Origin of the sequence: Thermus arciformis (assembly GCF_900102145.1) — a bacterium.
In the GTDB taxonomy this organism is placed as follows: domain Bacteria; phylum Deinococcota; class Deinococci; order Deinococcales; family Thermaceae; genus Thermus; species Thermus arciformis.
In genome coordinates this window covers 1-15509 of record NZ_FNBC01000018.1, presented here as the reverse complement: position 1 = coordinate 15509, position 15509 = coordinate 1, and the positions used below count along the sequence as shown (strand labels likewise).

General features: G+C 69.7%; 16 protein-coding genes and 1 pseudogene. 6 read left to right on the top strand and 11 right to left on the bottom strand.

Going from position 1 to position 15509, the window contains the following annotated elements; genetic code table 11:
• The first annotated feature begins 135 nt into the window (after nt 1-135).
• Nucleotides 136-822, top strand: a complete 687-nt coding sequence (locus BLP62_RS07570; protein ID WP_093007396.1) for a zinc metallopeptidase — start codon at nt 136-138, stop codon at nt 820-822.
• The gene (locus BLP62_RS07565) at nt 823-1071 is read left to right on the top strand and encodes a TFIIB-type zinc ribbon-containing protein (protein ID WP_093007394.1); all 249 of its coding nucleotides are present in this window, start codon (nt 823-825) and stop codon (nt 1069-1071) included. It begins immediately after the preceding gene.
• A gap of 52 nt (nt 1072-1123) precedes the next feature.
• Here BLP62_RS07565 and BLP62_RS07560 read toward each other — a convergent pair whose 3' ends face one another.
• The 8 genes from BLP62_RS07560 to BLP62_RS07525 form a co-directional block, all read right to left on the bottom strand.
• On the bottom strand, nt 1124-1780 hold the full coding sequence (locus BLP62_RS07560) for a peroxiredoxin (protein ID WP_093007462.1): 657 nt from the start codon (nt 1778-1780) through the stop codon (nt 1124-1126).
• Nucleotides 1781-1856: 76 nt separating this feature from the next.
• Nucleotides 1857-2183 (bottom strand): nucleoside triphosphate pyrophosphohydrolase family protein, encoded by a 327-nt coding sequence (locus tag BLP62_RS07555; RefSeq protein WP_093007392.1) that lies wholly within the window; start codon nt 2181-2183, stop codon nt 1857-1859.
• On the bottom strand, nt 2173-5202 hold the full coding sequence (locus tag BLP62_RS07550; protein ID WP_093007390.1) for an AAA family ATPase: 3030 nt from the start codon (nt 5200-5202) through the stop codon (nt 2173-2175). Before BLP62_RS07550 ends, BLP62_RS07555 begins: the two co-directional genes overlap by 11 nt.
• Complete coding sequence (locus BLP62_RS07545) at nt 5199-5693, bottom strand: GerMN domain-containing protein (RefSeq protein ID WP_093007388.1); 495 nt, start codon at nt 5691-5693, stop codon at nt 5199-5201. The genes BLP62_RS07550 and BLP62_RS07545 overlap by 4 nt, the downstream gene beginning before the upstream one ends.
• Nucleotides 5690-6838: an N-acetylmuramoyl-L-alanine amidase family protein gene (locus BLP62_RS07540; RefSeq protein WP_093007386.1), complete on the bottom strand. Its 1149-nt coding sequence runs from the start codon at nt 6836-6838 to the stop codon at nt 5690-5692. The genes BLP62_RS07545 and BLP62_RS07540 overlap by 4 nt, the downstream gene beginning before the upstream one ends.
• Nucleotides 6835-7269: an SsrA-binding protein SmpB gene (gene smpB / locus BLP62_RS07535; RefSeq protein ID WP_093007384.1), complete on the bottom strand. Its 435-nt coding sequence runs from the start codon at nt 7267-7269 to the stop codon at nt 6835-6837. Before smpB ends, BLP62_RS07540 begins: the two co-directional genes overlap by 4 nt.
• Nucleotide 7270: 1 nt before the next feature.
• Nucleotides 7271-7978 (bottom strand): carbon-nitrogen hydrolase family protein, encoded by a 708-nt coding sequence (locus BLP62_RS07530; RefSeq protein ID WP_093007382.1) that lies wholly within the window; start codon nt 7976-7978, stop codon nt 7271-7273.
• Entirely contained in the window at nt 7979-8584 is a 606-nt protein-coding gene (locus BLP62_RS07525) for a biotin transporter BioY (RefSeq protein WP_176758167.1), read from the bottom strand. It abuts the gene before it with no gap.
• A 111-nt stretch (nt 8585-8695) separates the two neighbouring features.
• On the opposite strand from BLP62_RS07525, the gene gap reads away from it, so the two are divergent.
• Genes gap through tpiA form a run of 3 tightly spaced genes read left to right on the top strand, consistent with a single transcriptional unit; the run spans nt 8696 to nt 11620 of the window.
• The gene (gap, locus tag BLP62_RS07520; protein WP_093007380.1) at nt 8696-9691 is read left to right on the top strand and encodes a type I glyceraldehyde-3-phosphate dehydrogenase; all 996 of its coding nucleotides are present in this window, start codon (nt 8696-8698) and stop codon (nt 9689-9691) included.
• Nucleotides 9692-10861 carry a phosphoglycerate kinase gene (locus BLP62_RS07515; protein ID WP_093007378.1) on the top strand — a complete coding sequence of 390 codons (1170 nt, stop codon included), beginning with the start codon at nt 9692-9694 and terminating at the stop codon, nt 10859-10861.
• Between the two features lie 6 nt (nt 10862-10867).
• On the top strand, nt 10868-11620 hold the full coding sequence (tpiA, locus tag BLP62_RS07510; protein WP_093007376.1) for a triose-phosphate isomerase: 753 nt from the start codon (nt 10868-10870) through the stop codon (nt 11618-11620).
• 82 nt (nt 11621-11702) lie between these two features.
• On the opposite strand, the gene BLP62_RS14070 is transcribed toward tpiA, so the two are convergent.
• Together BLP62_RS14070 and BLP62_RS07500 are read right to left on the bottom strand one after the other, a co-directional pair.
• Complete coding sequence (locus BLP62_RS14070; RefSeq protein ID WP_338155560.1) at nt 11703-12077, bottom strand: VapC toxin family PIN domain ribonuclease; 375 nt, start codon at nt 12075-12077, stop codon at nt 11703-11705.
• Nucleotides 12078-12108: 31 nt separating this feature from the next.
• Nucleotides 12109-12333 carry a ribbon-helix-helix domain-containing protein gene (locus tag BLP62_RS07500; protein ID WP_093007374.1) on the bottom strand — a complete coding sequence of 75 codons (225 nt, stop codon included), beginning with the start codon at nt 12331-12333 and terminating at the stop codon, nt 12109-12111.
• Nucleotides 12334-12434: 101 nt separating this feature from the next.
• On the opposite strand from BLP62_RS07500, the pseudogene BLP62_RS07495 reads away from it, so the two are divergent.
• Nucleotides 12435-13898 (top strand): annotated as a pseudogene (locus tag BLP62_RS07495) (ATP-binding protein).
• Nucleotides 13899-15106: 1208 nt separating this feature from the next.
• On the opposite strand, the gene BLP62_RS07485 reads toward BLP62_RS07495, so the two are convergent.
• The coding region (locus BLP62_RS07485) for a transposase (protein ID WP_143004347.1) at nt 15107-15509 on the bottom strand (403 nt) is incomplete at its 5' end.

Genomic DNA, 15509 nt, shown 5'->3' with positions numbered 1-15509 from the left:
TAGCCGCCCCGGAAGGGGCCAGCCGGCCGTCAGTACGGGAGGTTTCCCCGGTCGGCTGGGGCGCCTGAGGGCGCATGGCGAGACCACCTGTAAGGGTGGCCTCGAGGCTTTTGCTACTTCCCAAGGAGGGAAGACATGGACACGCTCGCTTTCTTGCTCATGGGGTTGGTGTTCGTGGCCAGCCTGATCATCCAGGGGGGTCTACAGGCCACCTTCGCCCGCTACAGCCGGGTGGCCAACAGCCGGGGGCTCACGGGGGCCCAGGTGGCCCGGGCCATCCTGGACGCCCACGGGCTCAGCCACGTGCGGGTGGAGCCCGTGCCCGGGGCCCTCACGGACCACTATGACCCCCAGGCCAAGGCCGTGCGGCTTTCCGAGCCCAACTACGCCTCGCCGAGCCTGGCCGCCTTGGCCGTGGCCGCCCACGAGGTGGGCCACGCGGTGCAGGACGCCCAGGGCTACGCCTGGCTCAGGGTGCGGGCGAGCCTCTGGCCTGCGGCGAGTCTGGGGAGCAACCTGGGGCCCATCTTGGTCCTCGCGGGCCTCTTTCTCGGGGCCTTGGGCCTCGCCAAGCTCGGCCTTTACCTCTACCTGGCCGTGGCCCTCTTCCAGCTCATCACCCTGCCCGTGGAGTTTGACGCTTCCAAGAGGGCCCTGGAGTTCCTGAGGCGCATGGGCTTCCTGGGGCGCGAGGAGATGGGCCCCGCCCGGCGGGTGCTCACCTGGGCGGCCCTCACCTACGTGGCGGCTTTGGCCTCCTCCTTGGCCACGATCCTCTACTACGCGAGCCTCCTCGGCCTCTTCGGCCGGAGGGAGGAGTAGGTGCCCCTCCTCCTTTGCCCCCACTGCGGGGTGGGCATGCGGGAGGTGGAGCGGCGCGGCGTCCTGATTGACGTCTGCCCCCAGTGCGGCGGGGTGTGGCTGGACAAGGGGGAGCTGGAGAAGCTCCTGGCCGAGGCCAAGGAGGTGGAGCGCCGCTACGAGGAGGAGCTGGAGGGCTTTTACCGCAAGGAGGGCAAGCCCTACAAGAAGAAAAAGGGCTTCCTGGAGTTCTTTGACCTGTTTGACTGAGGGCTTCAAAAGCTACCCCCCGGGAGGCCCCGGGGGGTAGCGGCTTTGGGGTTTACTCCGCCCGCTTGAGCCGGAGGTACCAGCGGCGGTACTCGGTGTACTCGCCCTTCTTGGCCTCGTCCGCCTTGAGCTCGGGGAAGGTGGCGGGGGGCTTGACGATGCCGGGCTCCCCGGGCCGCCAGTTGGCGGGGGTGTTGAGGCCGGTGCGGTCGGTGAACTGCAGGGCCTGGATGAAGCGGAGGATCTCGTCAATGTTGCGGCCCGTGGTGAGGGGGTAGTAGAGCATGCCCCGGAGGATGCCGCTCGGGTCAATGATGAAGACCGCCCGCACCGCGGCGGTCTCGCTGGCGGCAGGGTGGATCATGCCGTAGAGCTTGGACACCTTCATGTCCAAGTCGGCGATGACCGGGAAGGTGATGGGGATGCCCGCCATCTCCTCGAGGTCCTTGACCCAGGCCAGGTGGGCGTGGATGGAGTCAATGGAAAGGCCCACCAGCTGTACCCCGAGGGCCTCAAACTCCTTTTGCCTCTCGGCGAAGGCCAAGAACTCCGTGGAGCACACCGGGGTGAAGTCGGCGGGGTGGCTGAAGAGGACCACCCACTTTCCCTTGAGGTCGGAAAGCCTGAGGTCCCCCAGGGTGGTCTTGGCCACGAAGTCGGGGGCGGGCTCGTTCAGGCGGGGTAGGGTGGGCACGGTGGTTTCTTCCATAAAGAACCTCCTTTCGCTGGCCAGGCCAGCGGGGAACATCATACCTTCCGGGGGTATTTAACGCAAGTGGTTTGCACTAGCGGTTATCCCCCGCCCCTCCCAGCCTGCCCCGCTCCTTGCGGGAGCGGAGCTTGGCCAGGTTGGCCCGGGCCACGGCCTCGAGGCTTTCCCCAAGGTCCGTGGCCACCTGGGCCACGTACCAGAGCACGTCCCCGAGCTCGGCGAGGATGGCCTCCCGGTCCTCCTCCCTGAGGCGCCCCCCGTGGTCGCGGAGGACCTTCTTCACCTTGTTGGCGAGCTCCCCGGCCTCCCCCGCGAGGCCTAAGGCGGGGTAGACCAGGCGGTAGGCCTCGGGGTAGAGGGCGGTCTTCTGGGCTTCCCTTTGGTATTCCTCAAGCGTCATGGGCCACCTCCTTGCGGATGGCGTAGACCCGGCTCACCCCGCCCTCCGCCGTCACCCCGTAGAGGGCGTGGCAGGCCTCCATGGTGCGCTTCTGGTGGGTGACCAGGAGGAACTGCCGCCCGCCTTGGAGGAAGCGGGCGAAGCGGAGGAGGTTGGCCTCGTCCAAGGCGGCGTCCACCTCGTCCAGGACGGCGATGGGAAGCCCTCCTTGCAGCTCCCCCAGGGCGAAGAGGAAGGCCAGGGCCCCCAGGGTCTTCTCCCCCAGGGAGAGGAGGCGGAGGTCCTGGGTGCGCTTGCCCCGGGGCACGAGGAAGAGCCTTAGCCCCCGGCCTTCCCGCCGGGCCTCGGCCCGGGCCCCGAGGAGGAGTTCCGCCTGGGCCCGGAAGGCCTCCTGGAAGCGGTGGAAGCTTTCCTTTAGGCGCTCGGCGTAGGCCTTCTCCACGGCCTTCACCTCGGCCTCGAGGCGGAGAAGGGCCTCCGTGGCCTCCTGCACCTCCTTCTCCCTGGCCTCCAGGAGGGGCTTCAAGGAGGCGAGCTCCCCTTCCGCCAGGGCGTTCACCGGGCCCAGGGCTTCCCGCTCCCTCTCCACCTGGGCGAGCCGCCCCTGCAGGGCCCTGGGGGTGCCGGGGTGGCGCTCCGTGGGGGGAAGCTGGGCGAGCTCCCGGGAAAGCTCCTCCAGGAGGGCTTCCCTGCGGGCCAGGGTGAGGCGGAGGTTTTCCCGCTCGGCGAGGAGGGCGTTCCACCGGGCGAGGGCCTGGGCCAGGCGCTCCTCCGTCTCGCGCCTTTCCCGGCGCAGGGCCTCCCAGCGGGCCTCCAGGGCCCTGGCCTCCTCCTCCAGGGGGGAGAAGGCCCTTAGGCGGCCCTCCAGCTCCGCCAGGCGGGCCCTCACCCGTTTGGCCTCCTCCTGGGCCTCGGCCCAGGCCCGCCGGGCCTCCTGGAGGAGGTTCCAGCGCTCCCAGGCCGAGGCCAGGGCTAAGGCCTCTTCCAGGGCGTCCCTTTCCTCCTTAAGCCTCTCCAGCGCCTCTTCCTCCCGGGGCGCCTCGGGGGGGGAGGGGGGCTCGGGAGGGGGGGGAAGGGGGGTTTGCAGGCGGGCCCAGAGGGCCTTCACCTGGGCCCGGGCCTCCTCCAGGGCCTGGAGCCTGGGGAGGGGCTTCAGGGCTTCCTCCAGGGTCCGGGCCTCCTCCTGGAGGCGGGCGAGCTCCCGGGAAAGCTCCTCCAGGCGGCTTCTCAGGCGGAGGGCCTCCCCCCCTCCTTTCACCCTTCCCCCGGTGAGGGCCCCGGTGCGCTCCAGGACCTCCCCTTCCAGGGTCACGAGCCGCTCCCGCCCCCCCGCCTTGCGGTAGGCCAGGGCGGCCTCGAGGTCCTGGAAGACCAGGGTGTCCCCCAGGAGGACCCTCAAGACGGCCTCCTCGGGAAGGCCCGGGAGGCGCAGGCGGGCCAGGCGGTAGGCGGGGCCGAGAAGCCCCTCGGCCTCCCGGGGCCTGGGCGGGGGGGGAGGGTCCAGGAGGGTGAGGGGAAGGAAGGTGGCCCGGCCCCCCCGGGCCTTGAGGTGGGCGATGGCCCCTTGGGCCGCCTTCTCGTCCTCGGCCAGGACCCACTGCAGCCTTGGGCCCAGGGCCACCTCCAGGGCGAGCTCCAGCCCCTCTTCGGGCCGCACCAGGTCCGCCACCACCCCCAGGATTCCGGGAAGGCCCCGGGCCCGCCTCGGGCCCTCCTGGAGGTCGGCCCCCGAGGCGAGAAGCCCCTCTATCCGGCCGCGCTCCCTTTCCAGGGCCAGGGCCTGGGCCTGGACCTCCCGAAGCTGTGCCTCCAGGGCCCTCCGCCTTTCCGCGGCCTCCTCCAGGGCCTTCAGGGCCTCTTCCCGTTCCTTAAGCTCCCTTTCCAGGCGGGCCCGCTCCTCCCGGGCCCGCTCGTGGGCGAGGAGGCGCTCCTGGTGGCGGGCGAGCTCCAGCTCGTAGCGGCGCCAGGCCTCCTCCAGGCGGCGCCTCTTGGCCTGGAGGCGGGCTTCGGCCTCCTTCAGGGTCTTAAGCCGCCTTTCCGCCTCCTCCCGGCCCAGGGGGGGCGGGGGAGGCGGGGGGCCAGGGTCTTGGGGCGGGGGGCGGTCCAGGGCCTGGAGGACCCGCTGGAGCTCTCGGGCCTCGGCCCGAAGGGCCTCCCGTTCCTTGAGGCCCAGGCGGACCTCCTCAAGCCGCCTCCTCAGGGCCTCCTCCTCCTGGGCCAGGGCCTCCCGCCGGGCCTCGAGGGCCTGCCGCCTCCTCAGGAGGTCTCCCTCCTCCTGGGCCAGGGCCTCTAGGCGGGCCTCCGCCAGGGCCACCTCCTTCTCCGCCTCCTCCTTGCGGGCGAGGAGGAGGCTTCGCTTGAGGCTTAGGGCGAGCCCGGCGAGCTCCCGGGCCCTTTGGGCCTTGCGGGCCTCCCTTTCCAGGGCCTGGGCCCGGGCCTTCAGCTCCGAAAGCGCCTTCTCCTTGGCCTCCAGGAGGGCCGTGGCCTCCTCCAGGCGTTCCGAGGCGGCGCGGGCGGCCTCGGCCACGGGGCGAAGCCCCGCGGCCTCCTCCAGGTGGCCCAGAAGGACCTCCTCGGGGGCCTCGAGGAGGGCCCCCACCTCCCCCTGGCCCACGATGGCGTACCCCCCCCGGCCCAGGCCCGTGCCCGCCAGGTGCAGGGCCAGGGCCTTGGCGCTTAAGGGGCGGCCGTTCACCCGGAAGAGGCTCCGCTCCCCCTCAATGCGCCGCTCCACCGTGAGGCGCTCGGCGCCCCGGGAAAGCTCCAGGCGCACCTCGGCGAAGCCCGCCGGGGGCTTGCCCTCGGCCCCGTGGAAGAGGAAGGCCTTGAGCTCCTGGCCCCGTAGCTCGTGGGCGCGGGCCCCGGTGACGAAGCGCAGGGCCTCCACCAGGTTGCTCTTCCCCGAGCCGTTCGGCCCGAGGATGCCGGTGATGGGGTCAGGGAAGTCCAGGACCGTGCGCTCGGCGAAGGACTTGAACCCCTGGAGGATAAGGCGGTCCAGGCGCCAGGTCTCCTTCATGGCAGGGTGTAGGGCAGGCTCAGGTCCAGGTGGGCGAGCCCCGGGCTTGGCCTCCCCTCCACCAGGAAGCGCACCTCCTTGGCCTCGGGGAAGGTGGAGAGGAGGGTGTAGACCAGGCTGTAGAGGCGGTAGACCTCGAGGGCCGCGTCCAACCCTTGGGCGAAGTCCTGGGGCAGGTCCACCACCCAGGCCCCCTTCGCCTGGAAGAGGGCCTTGGGCTTAGGGGCCTTCAGGGCCTCCGCCCAGGCCGTCAGGGCCTTGGCCTCCGGGGTCTCCCCGGGGCCAAGCTCCAGGGCCAGGGTCTCCTTGAGGAAGCCCTGGGGGGGGTTGGGGCGGTAGAGGACCAGGGAGAGGGAGGGGGTTTTTTGCTCCTCGGCGGGCAGGGGCAAAGCGTGGGCCGCGGGGCCCTTCCCGGCCTCCCAGTAGACGAGGCTCCCCAGGAGGAAGACCCCCAAGCCCAAGAGGTTCCAAAGGGTCAGGAAGCGCTTCATGGCCCCTCCAGGTACTGGCGAACGCCCTGGGCCACGGCCTGGGCCAGGGTCTCCCGGGCCTCCGGGGTCTTGAGCCGCTCCACCCCCACCTCCAGGACCACCGCCGCCCCCGGCACGTCCGTGAGGGCGTAGGGCCCCTCGGCCTGGGCCACCACCAGGCCCAAGGCGGAGAAGGCCCGGGCCAGGGCCTCCGCCAGGAGGCGGGGGTCCCCGGCGTAGACCTTGAGGAGGGCGGCCTGTTCCTTGGGGGCGGTTCTCAAGAGGGCCTCGGCGTTCTTGGCCAGGGGGGTGGAGCGGGCCTTGGGCAGGTAGAGGTTGAGGGCGCTCCCCCCGGTCACGTGGAAGGAGACCACCACCGAGGCGGTCTGGGTCTGGAGAAGGCGGGCCTCTAGGGGAAGGGTCTCGTCCCCCTTCCGGGTCAGGCGGCTTCCCGGGAGGCGGGCCGCCACCCGCCGGGCCAGGTCCAGGGCGAGGTCCTTCTCCCTAAGCCCCTCCACCACCACCCCGGGGTCCGCCCCCCCGTGCCCGGGGTCCAGGAGGACCGTGGGGGTGGGCCTGGGGAGGGGCCCCCACTCCAGGGCCACCTGGCCCCCTCCCGGGTAGAAGAGGCGGTCGGGGGGCGCTTCCAGGGGCAGGAAAAGCCCCAGGGCCTCCTGCCTCAGGCCGGGCTCCGCCCCCTGGGCCAGGAGGAAGAGCACCCCACCTTCCCGCCACATGGCGTTCACCTCCCGGGAGAAGCGGAGGAGGATGCGCCCCTGGGCGCGCTCCACCCCCAAAAGCCTCGCCCAGGGAAGGCCCAGGTCAATGCCCACCTGGGCACGGTAGGAGAGGCCCAGGGCTTCCGCCAGAGGCTTCAGGGGGACGTAGGTCCGACCCTCGCGCTTCCAGGCGGCCCCTTTGCGGGCGGCCTCCCCTTCCCGGGCGAGGACGGGAAAGCTCCGGAAGCGGCTTCCGAGGCCCAGGGCCACCTGGCCTTCCCCTTCCCAGAGGGAAAGTCCAAGCCCCTGGGCCACGAGCCTGGCCTCCCCGTAGGCCACCCCCAGGCCCCCGGGGTAGAGGGCCTCCCCCGTGAGGGCCCCCACCTTGAGGGGCTTGGGGGCCTGGGCCAGGGCGAAGGAGGCGAGGAAGAGGAAAAGGGCCCTCATAGCTCCTCCAGGGCGCGGCGCACCGCCTCCTTCTTGTCCTCGCGCCGCTTTTCATAAGCCTTCTTCCCCCGGGCGAGGCCCAGGAGCACCTTGGCGTAGCCCCGCTCGTTGAAGTAGATCTTCAGGGGGACGAGGGTGAGGCCCCTTTGCTCCACCTTGCCCCGGAGCTTGTTGAGCTCGTGGCGGTGGAGGAGGAGCTTGCGCTTGCGCCGGGGGTCCACGTTGGTGTAGGAGCCTTTTTCGTAGGGGGCGATGTAAAGGTTTTCCAGGTAAAGCTCGCCGTCCTCAAACTTGGCGAAGCTTCCCGTGAAGTCCACCTTCCCCGCCCTTAAGGACTTCACCTCGGTCCCTTTGAGGGCGATGCCCGCCTCGTAGGTTTCCAGGATCTCGTAGTCGTGCCGCGCGCGGCGGTTCTCCAGCACGGGGGCCATCTTACCAAAGCCGGTAGAGGTCTTCCCGGCGGTGCTGGAGGAGGGGGTACTCCTTGCGGTAGGCCTCCAAAAAGGCCCAGTCGGGCTCGGCCACGAGGAGGCCTTCCTCTTCCTGCCGCCCCAAGACCCGCCCGTCGGGGGCGACGAAGAGGGAGGGGCTTCCCGTGTCGGCGCGGCTTGCCAGGAAGAGGTAGGCCTGGTTCTCCGCCGCCCGGGCCCGGGCGAGGACCTCCAAAAGCCCGGCGTAGGCCCCGGGCCAGGCCGCCCCTACCAAAAACCCCTGCGCCCCTCTAAGGGCGTAGGCCCGGAAGAGCTCGGGGAAGTCCAGGTCGTAGCAGAGGGCAAGCCCGAAGACCTTTCCTCCCCAGGGGAGGAAGACGGGCCTTTCCCCAGGGCGGAGGCCCTCGTCCCCCTCTTCCCCTTCCGCCCGGTAGAGGTGGAGCTTGGCGTAGGCGGGGCCTTGGGGGAAGGCCTGCAGGCGGTTTTGCCCTTCCAAAAGGTGCCCCGCGAGGAGGAGAAGCCCCGCCTCCTCCGCCAGCTCCCCCAGGGCCTGGGGGAGGCCAGGCGCCTCCCGTTTGCCCAGAACGAGCTCGGGAAGGAGCAAAAGCCCTGCCCCCCGCTCCCGGGCCTCCTGGGCCAGGGGGCGGAGGGCTTGGAGGAGCTCCCCTAGGCTTTCCCGCTTGGCCAGGTGGGCCAGGGCGAGGCGCATCTACCTTTGGCCCAGGAAGCGCCAGGCGGTGGGGAGGAGGAGGGCGGCCAACACCGCCTTCACCAGGTCCCCGGGGATGAAGGGGAAAAGCCCCATGGTGAGGAGGGCGGAAACGCCCCCGAACTTCCCCGCCCCCATGAGCCAGGCGGCAAGCCAGGGAAGCCCCACGAGGTAGAGGAGGGCGTTCCCCAGGAGCATGGCGAGGAGGGTGCCGAGGAAGCTTCGGTCCAGGCCAAAGCGCTCCACCAAAAGCCCCACCAGGCCCGCCGCCAGGGGGAAGGCGAGGAGGAACCCCCCGGTGGGCCCTAGGATTTTGGCGAGCCCGCCCGTGCCCCCGGCGAAGACGGGAAGGCCCATGGCCCCCTCCAGGAGGTAGGCGAGGAGGGCGAGGAAGCCCAGGCGGCTTCCCAAAGCCGCCCCCACCAGGAGCACCCCCAGGGTCTGGCCGGTGATGGGCACCGGGGTGAAGGGGAGGGGGAGGGCGATCTGGGCGGTGAGGGCCACGAAGAGGCTTCCCGCAAGGATGAGGAGGAGGTCCCGGGCCAGGGTCCTTTGGGACCAGAGGGTCTTCATAAGGGGGGTGTAGGGCAACACCTCGGTCTTCACGCTTTCGCCTCCTTTTCCCGCCCTAGGCGGGTCGTCAACCAAGCTATGGGTTTTCGGTTGACGTGTCAAGGCGGGGGCTAAGGGGTATACTGGCCTGGAGGAGGTGTAGGCATGAAGGTCGGTATCAACGGATTCGGCAGGATCGGGCGGCAGGTTTTCAGGATCCTCCACGAAAGGGGCGTGGAGGTGGCCTTGGTCAACGACCTCACGGACAACAAGACCCTGGCCCACCTGTTGAAGTACGACTCCACCTACGGCCGCTTCCCCGGGGAGGTGGGTTACGACGAGGAAAACCTCTACGTGGACGGGAAGGCCATCCGGGCCACGGCGATCAAGGACCCCCGGGAGATCCCCTGGAAGGAGGCGGGGGTGGGGGTGGTGGTGGAGTCCACGGGGGTCTTCACCGACGCGGAGAAGGCCCGGGCCCACCTCGAGGCCGGGGCCAAGAAGGTGATCATCACCGCCCCGGCCAAGGGGGAGGACATCACCGTCGTCATGGGGGTGAACCACGAGGCCTACGACCCCGCCAGGCACCACATCCTCTCCAACGCCAGCTGCACCACGAACTCCTTGGCCCCCGTGATGAAGGTCCTGGAGGAGGCCTTCGGCGTGGAGAAGGCCCTCATGACCACGGTCCACTCCTACACCAACGACCAGCGCCTCCTGGACCTGCCCCACAAGGACCTGCGCCGGGCCCGGGCCGCCGCCATCAACATCATCCCCACCACCACGGGGGCGGCCAAGGCCACCGCCTTGGTCCTTCCCTCCCTCAAGGGGCGGTTTGACGGGATGGCCCTAAGGGTGCCCACGGCCACGGGGAGCATCTCCGACATCACCGCCCTCCTCAGGCGGGAGGTGACCGCCGAGGAGGTGAACGCCGCCCTCAAGGCCGCGGCCGAGGGCCCCTTGAAGGGCATCCTCGCCTACACCGAGGACGAGATCGTCCTCCAGGACATCGTCATGGACCCCCACTCCTCCATCGTGGACGGCAAGCTCACCAAGGCCATCGGCAACCTGGTGAAGGTCTTCGCCTGGTACGACAACGAGTGGGGGTACGCCAACCGGGTGGCCGACCTGGTGGAGCTCGTCCTGAAGAAGGGGGTCTAGATGCGCACCCTTTTGGACCTGGACCCCAAGGGCAAGCGGGTCCTGGTGCGGGTGGACTATAACGTCCCCATCCAAGGGGGGAAGGTCCAGGACGAGACCCGCATCCTGGAAAGCCTCCCCACCCTCCGCCACCTCCTGGAGGGCGGGGCTTCCCTCGTCCTCCTCTCCCACCTGGGCCGCCCCAAGGGGCCTGACCCCAAGCACTCCCTGGCCCCCGTGGGGGAGGCGCTGAAGGCCCACATTCCCGAGGCCCGCTTCGCCCCCTTCCTTCCGGGCTCGGAGGAGGCCAGGCGGGAGGCGGAGGCCCTGAGGCCCGGGGAGGTCCTCCTCCTGGAGAACGTGCGCTTTGAGCCGGGGGAGGAGAAGAACGACCCGGAGCTTGCCGCCCGGTACGCCCGGCTCGGGGAGGCTTTCGTCCTGGACGCCTTCGGGAGCGCCCACCGGGCCCACGCCAGCGTGGTGGGGGTGGCGAGGCTTCTCCCCGCCTACGCCGGCTTCCTCATGGAGAAGGAGGTGAAGGCCCTCTCCCGCCTCCTCCAGGACCCGGAAAGGCCCTATGCTGTGGTGCTCGGCGGGGCCAAGGTCTCGGACAAGATCGGGGTCATTGAGAGCCTCCTTCCCCGCATAGACCGCCTCCTCATCGGCGGGGCCATGGCCTTCACCTTCCTCAAGGCCTTGGGGAAGGAGGTGGGGAAGAGCCTGGTGGAGGAGGACCGGCTGGACCTGGCCCAAGACCTCCTGCGGCGGGCCGAGGGCTTGGGGGTTCGGGTTTACCTCCCCGAGGACGTGGTGGCGGCGGAGCGCATTGAGGCGGGGGTGGAGACCCGCCTCTTCCCTGCGGAGGCCATTCCCATCCCCTACATGGGGCTAGACATCGGCCCCAAGACCCGGGAGGCCTTCGCCCGGGCCCTGGAGGGGGCGAGGACGGTCTTTTGGAACGGGCCCATGGGGGTCTTTGAGGTGCCCCCCTTTGACGAGGGGACCCTGGCCGTGGGGCGGGCCATCGCGAGCCTCGAGGGGGCCTTCACCGTGGTGGGCGGGGGCGACTCGGTGGCGGCGGTGAACCGCCTGGGCCTGAAAGACCGCTTCAGCCACGTGTCCACCGGGGGTGGGGCCAGCCTGGAGTTCTTGGAGAAGGGCACCCTCCCGGGGATTGAGGTCTTGAAGTAGCTGGCCATGCGGCGCGTCCTTGTGGCGGGCAACTGGAAGATGCACAAGACCCCCTCCGAGGCCCGGGTGTGGTTCGCCGAGCTCAGGAGGCTCCTTCCCCCCTTGCAGTCGGAGGCCGCCGTCCTCCCCGCCTTCCCCATCCTCCCCGCGGCCAAGGAGGTGTTGGCCGAAACCCAGGTGGGCTACGGAGCCCAGGACGTCTCCGCCCACAAGGAGGGGGCCTACACGGGGGAGGTCTCGGCGCGGATGCTTGCCGACCTCGGCTGCCGCTACGCCATCGTGGGCCACTCGGAGAGAAGGCGCTACCACGGGGAGACGGACGCCTTGGTGGCGGAGAAGGCCAAGAGGCTTCTGGAGGAGGGGATCACCCCCATCCTCTGCGTGGGGGAACCCTTGGAGGTGCGGGAGAGGGGTGAGGCTGTGCCCTACACCTTGAGGCAACTCCTAGGGAGCCTCGAGGGGGTGGAGCCCAACGCCCCCGAGCGCCTGGTCATCGCCTACGAGCCCGTGTGGGCCATCGGCACCGGGAAGAACGCCACCCCCGAGGACGCCGAGGCCATGCACCAGGAGATCCGCAAGGCCCTCGCCGAGCGGTACGGGGAGGCCTTCGCGAGCCGGGTGCGCGTCCTCTACGGGGGGAGTGTGAACCCCAAGAACTTCGCCGACCTCCTCTCCATGCCCAACGTGGACGGGGGGCTCGTGGGCGGGGCGAGCCTAGAGCTGGAAAGCTTCCTCGCCCTCCTCCGGATCGCGGGTTAGGGGAGTACCCGGATGGTCCCCTCCTGCGCCACCACGTGAAAGTGCCGGTCCAAGCTTAGGACCAGGCCCCCGTTCCGCTCGGCTAAGTGGCTGCACGTTGATTTCGCAACATGGGTCGCCCGAAATAAGGCTTGGGAAGGTCCTTTTGGGGCCCCCACCGCGGCTTTCGCCGCGGTGGGGTACTTACGGCGACGACCGCGGCGTCGGCAAAGCCCAAGGGCAGGGCCCGGTACCGGGCCACGAGCGCCCTGACCCGGGGCAGGTCCTCTTCCCCGCATTCCAGGGAGAAAGCCCCGGCCTCGAGGTCTTGGAGGAAGGCCTCGAGGGCCCCAAGGCTCAGGCGCCTTTCCGCGAGGTAGGCGATCTCGGCGAGGATGCCCATGGGCACCAGGTAGGGACCCGGATCAGAAAGAAGGAGCGCCTTAACGCGGCCGTGGTCCGGGTCCTTCCGGTTCAGGAGGGCGAAGAGGCGAAGGTGTCCAGAGTGATCATCGCTCGGACCAGACCCTTTCCAGCCACCCCTCGGAGGCGCGCCCGGAGAGCTCCTCGTCCTCGCCCACGCCTAGGGAACGAAGGGCGGGTCTTTGGCGCTGGGTAAGGTAAGCGGCCAAGGCCTCCCGGATGAGCTCTGCCTGGCTTTTGCCCTCCCGCCGCGCGGCCTCCTTTAGGGCGCGGTGAAGCTCAGGGGGGAGGTAGAGGGTCGTCTTCTCCATGTCTTCACTGTACACCTTATATGGTAGGTGTCGTCAGCGGACCTCGAGGGTCAGAGCCGCAGGGGCGGAAGCCCAGGCCCTCACACGTCTAAAATGGCTCCATGGCCCTGGATTTCCCGGCAAGCCCCCTGGCCCCCGCCCTCCGCCTCCTGGAGGAAGGGCGGGACCGGGAGGCGGAAGCCCTCCTCCAAACTTCCCAAGAAGGCCTCCCGGAGGCCGAGCGCCTGGCCCTTCTAGGCTTCGTAGAGGCCCGTAAGGGGAACCTTCGGGCCTACCGCGCCCTGGCCCTGGAGGCCGCCTGAAGGGCCCAGACCCCCCTCACCCTCTACCACCTGGGCCTGGCCCTCCCTCCAAAGGCGGGGGCCCTGGCCCTGGAAGAGGCCCTCCACCGCTTCCAGGGAGACCCCAAGGCCGAGGCCCGCCTCGCCTTCGCCCTGGCCCGCGCCCTAAGGGGGCTTGGCCGCCTCAGGGAGGCCCTGGGCTACGCCGCTCTTGCCCTTGCCCGGGGCTTTGGCCCCTTCGCCCTCCTGGAGTGGGCCTGGCTCGCCCTCCTCGCCGAGGAGGACCCTCCCCTTCCCGACCTCCTCCGGCAGGTGGAACTCCTGGCCCTGGAGGGGGGCACGGGGCTCTACGCCCGCTTCCTCATGGCCCACCTGCGCTTCCTCCAGGGGGAGGAGGCCTCGGGGAGGGCCTACCTGCGGAAGGCCCTGGACGAGGCCCCTCTTCCCGCCCTTCCCTACCTCGCCCCCGCCGGGGTGCGCCTCCTGGGGAAGGAGGTCCTCCCCTTCCTCCTGGCGGCGAGGCCCTGGGCCAAGGAGCCCCTCACCCAGGCCCTCCTCGCCTTGGCCGAAGGGCTCTACCGGGAGGACGAGGAAGGGGTGGCCAAGACCCTGCCCCTCCTCCTGGAGGAGGTGGCGGAGGAGGCCATGCGGGGCCTCCTCTTCCTGGGAAGGCCCCATCCCCTCCTGGGAGAGCTCTCCCGGAGGGGGCAGGAGCTCCTCTGGGCCGCAAGCCCCTCGGCCTACTTCCAGGCCCTGGGAGAGCCAAGGCTTGGGGGCAAGCCCCTCCCCCTGCGCCAGGCGGAGCTCCTCGTCCTCCTCCTCGCCCGGAAGGAGGGGTGGAGGGGGGAGGAGCTGGCCCTGGCCCTCTACGGGGAGGCCAACGGGCCCGCCCTCCGCATGGAGGTGCTCCGCCTGAGGCAACGGGGGCTTGCCGTGGAAAGCCGGCCCTACCGCCTGGCCCAGGCCCTACAGGCGGACTTCTTGGAGGTATGGGGGGCCCTGCGTCAAGGAGACCTGAGCGGGGCCCTTGCCCGCTACCGGGGCCCCCTCCTCCCCCAGAGCCAGGCCCCGGGGGTGGAGGCCCTGAGGGCGGAGCTGGAAGAGGCCCTGAGGCGGGCGGTCTTGGCCCAGGGCGAGGTGGAAAGCCTCTTCCTCCTGGCCGAGCGCCTGGGGGAGGACCTGGGGGTCTGGGAGGCCCTCCTGGAGAGGCTACCCTCCCAAGACCCCCGCCTTCCCATCGCCCAGGCCCGGGTGGAAAGGCTCAGGAGGGAGTGGGGCCTCTAAGGTACCCCACCGCAGCTTTGGCCGCGGTGGGGGCCCCAAAAGGTATTCCCACAGCCCCGGCTTGGGCATCCCATGTTGCAAAGCCGAAGTGGCGCTTAGAGCCCAAGCCCCGGAGGCGGGCAGTGGGGGGCGAGGCACTGGGGAAACATTCCAGAACCCCCGAGGAGGGCGAGGAGAAGCTACAGGCGCTACCCCGGCCCACGTAACCTCCGCGTAACGCCCTGGAGTCTTTATGAGAGCTTCCTGAGTTACGCGGGCGTTACCTTCCCCCTGCTATCCTGGGGTTAACTTGGAAGGGGGGTGAAGAAGGTGCGCAAGGGGGTGCGGGAAGCCGAGGTCGGCGGCCGGACGCGGCGGGTTCACGGGAGCCCCTTCGCCTGGATTCCAAGGGTGTCCTTGGCGCTCCTGGTCGTTCTCTCTGGGCTTTTTGCGGGCTGTGGGCGGGGAGCGGCAACCGCAACATCTTCCCAGAGAGAATCCGGTGCCTGGACGGAACTCGCCCCCGGAATCTGGTACCGGGAGGAGGAGGGGAGGGTTGATATGGAATTTTCGCCAGCCCTCTTCACCGAGGAGAGCGTGCAGAAGTTCGCTGCATACGCCCAAGGGAAAATGGCCCAAGCCATCCCCGAGGAAAAGGCATTCTGGGAGGAACAGCTCCGCTTTGTAAAGGAGCAGCACGCCCTTTGGTCGGATGAGGAGCTTGTGGTAAGCGTCTTGGAAAACATCTTCTTGAGCCGGATTCCTCTTCCTCTTGGGGAACTGCAACGCCAGGAACTTAGGGCGAAGCTGAGGGAAATCGTGAGGCAGGTGAAACGGTATGGTCCGGAGAACCTCCCCGGGGGTGGAGGCTTCCAGGGATTGCCCCCGGAGCTCAAGACCCCCGACGGGGGAATGGTGGTGGGCCCGGACACCTTTTCCCTCCTGGTTCAGTACCTGGGCCCTCACTCCCTTTTCCCCTCTTGTAGCCTGGCGGCCTCGGCCATGCCCACTACGGCCTCTCCTGGGGCTAAGGCCTACGCTACCGCCAGCTGCTCTACCGAAAGCCTCATCTGGGGCCAGGTGGAAACCCGAACTAGCGCCAGGGCGGCGAGCGACTGGCCCCCACCTTGCTACGACTCGGGTTGGCCCACTTCCCAGTGCATGAGCGTGGCCTACGGGAGTATGGGGTGCGAAAGCTCAGCCTGGGCAGGTTACTATTACCAGTGGACCTATGTACACGTCAAAACCTCCATAGGGCATAACCCCAAGGGACTTCCGCGCCTTCCTCCCCCTGCACCCCAGAGGGCAAGCGCCCAAAGGGTGAGCAGGTCCAGCCCCGCCCGGAAGAGGCTCTGTCCCAGCCTCCCGTGCTTCTTGGGCCTCACCGGACGCACCCGGTGCAGCACAAGCCCCGTCCGAAACGCCCACACGAAGGCCAGGCTCAAGGGGACCAAAAGCCGCGAAAGCCTCTCCCCCCGCGTCACGTGCGTGGCCTCCAGGTCAAATCCCCGCCCCTTCAGGGCCCCAAAGAGCCGCTCTATCCCCCACCTGAGCCCGTACACCTCCAGCACCCGGTGAGGGTCCAGGTCCGTAGCCACAATCAGCCACTCCCGGACCCCAAGGCGCAACCCC

Coding starts and splice junctions, on each gene's coding strand:
- BLP62_RS07555 (WP_093007392.1), bottom strand. CDS start 2,183: ATGACGCTTGAGGAATACCAAAGGGAAGCCCAGAAGACCGCCCTCTAC.
- BLP62_RS07540 (WP_093007386.1), bottom strand. CDS start 6,838: ATGAGGGCCCTTTTCCTCTTCCTCGCCTCCTTCGCCCTGGCCCAGGCC.
- BLP62_RS07570 (WP_093007396.1), top strand. CDS start 136: ATGGACACGCTCGCTTTCTTGCTCATGGGGTTGGTGTTCGTGGCCAGC.
- smpB (WP_093007384.1), bottom strand. CDS start 7,269: ATGGCCCCCGTGCTGGAGAACCGCCGCGCGCGGCACGACTACGAGATC.
- BLP62_RS07545 (WP_093007388.1), bottom strand. CDS start 5,693: ATGAAGCGCTTCCTGACCCTTTGGAACCTCTTGGGCTTGGGGGTCTTC.
- BLP62_RS07550 (WP_093007390.1), bottom strand. CDS start 5,202: ATGAAGGAGACCTGGCGCCTGGACCGCCTTATCCTCCAGGGGTTCAAG.
- gap (WP_093007380.1), top strand. CDS start 8,696: ATGAAGGTCGGTATCAACGGATTCGGCAGGATCGGGCGGCAGGTTTTC.
- BLP62_RS07500 (WP_093007374.1), bottom strand. CDS start 12,333: ATGGAGAAGACGACCCTCTACCTCCCCCCTGAGCTTCACCGCGCCCTA.
- BLP62_RS07515 (WP_093007378.1), top strand. CDS start 9,692: ATGCGCACCCTTTTGGACCTGGACCCCAAGGGCAAGCGGGTCCTGGTG.
- BLP62_RS07560 (WP_093007462.1), bottom strand. CDS start 1,780: ATGGAAGAAACCACCGTGCCCACCCTACCCCGCCTGAACGAGCCCGCC.
- tpiA (WP_093007376.1), top strand. CDS start 10,868: ATGCGGCGCGTCCTTGTGGCGGGCAACTGGAAGATGCACAAGACCCCC.
- BLP62_RS07530 (WP_093007382.1), bottom strand. CDS start 7,978: ATGCGCCTCGCCCTGGCCCACCTGGCCAAGCGGGAAAGCCTAGGGGAG.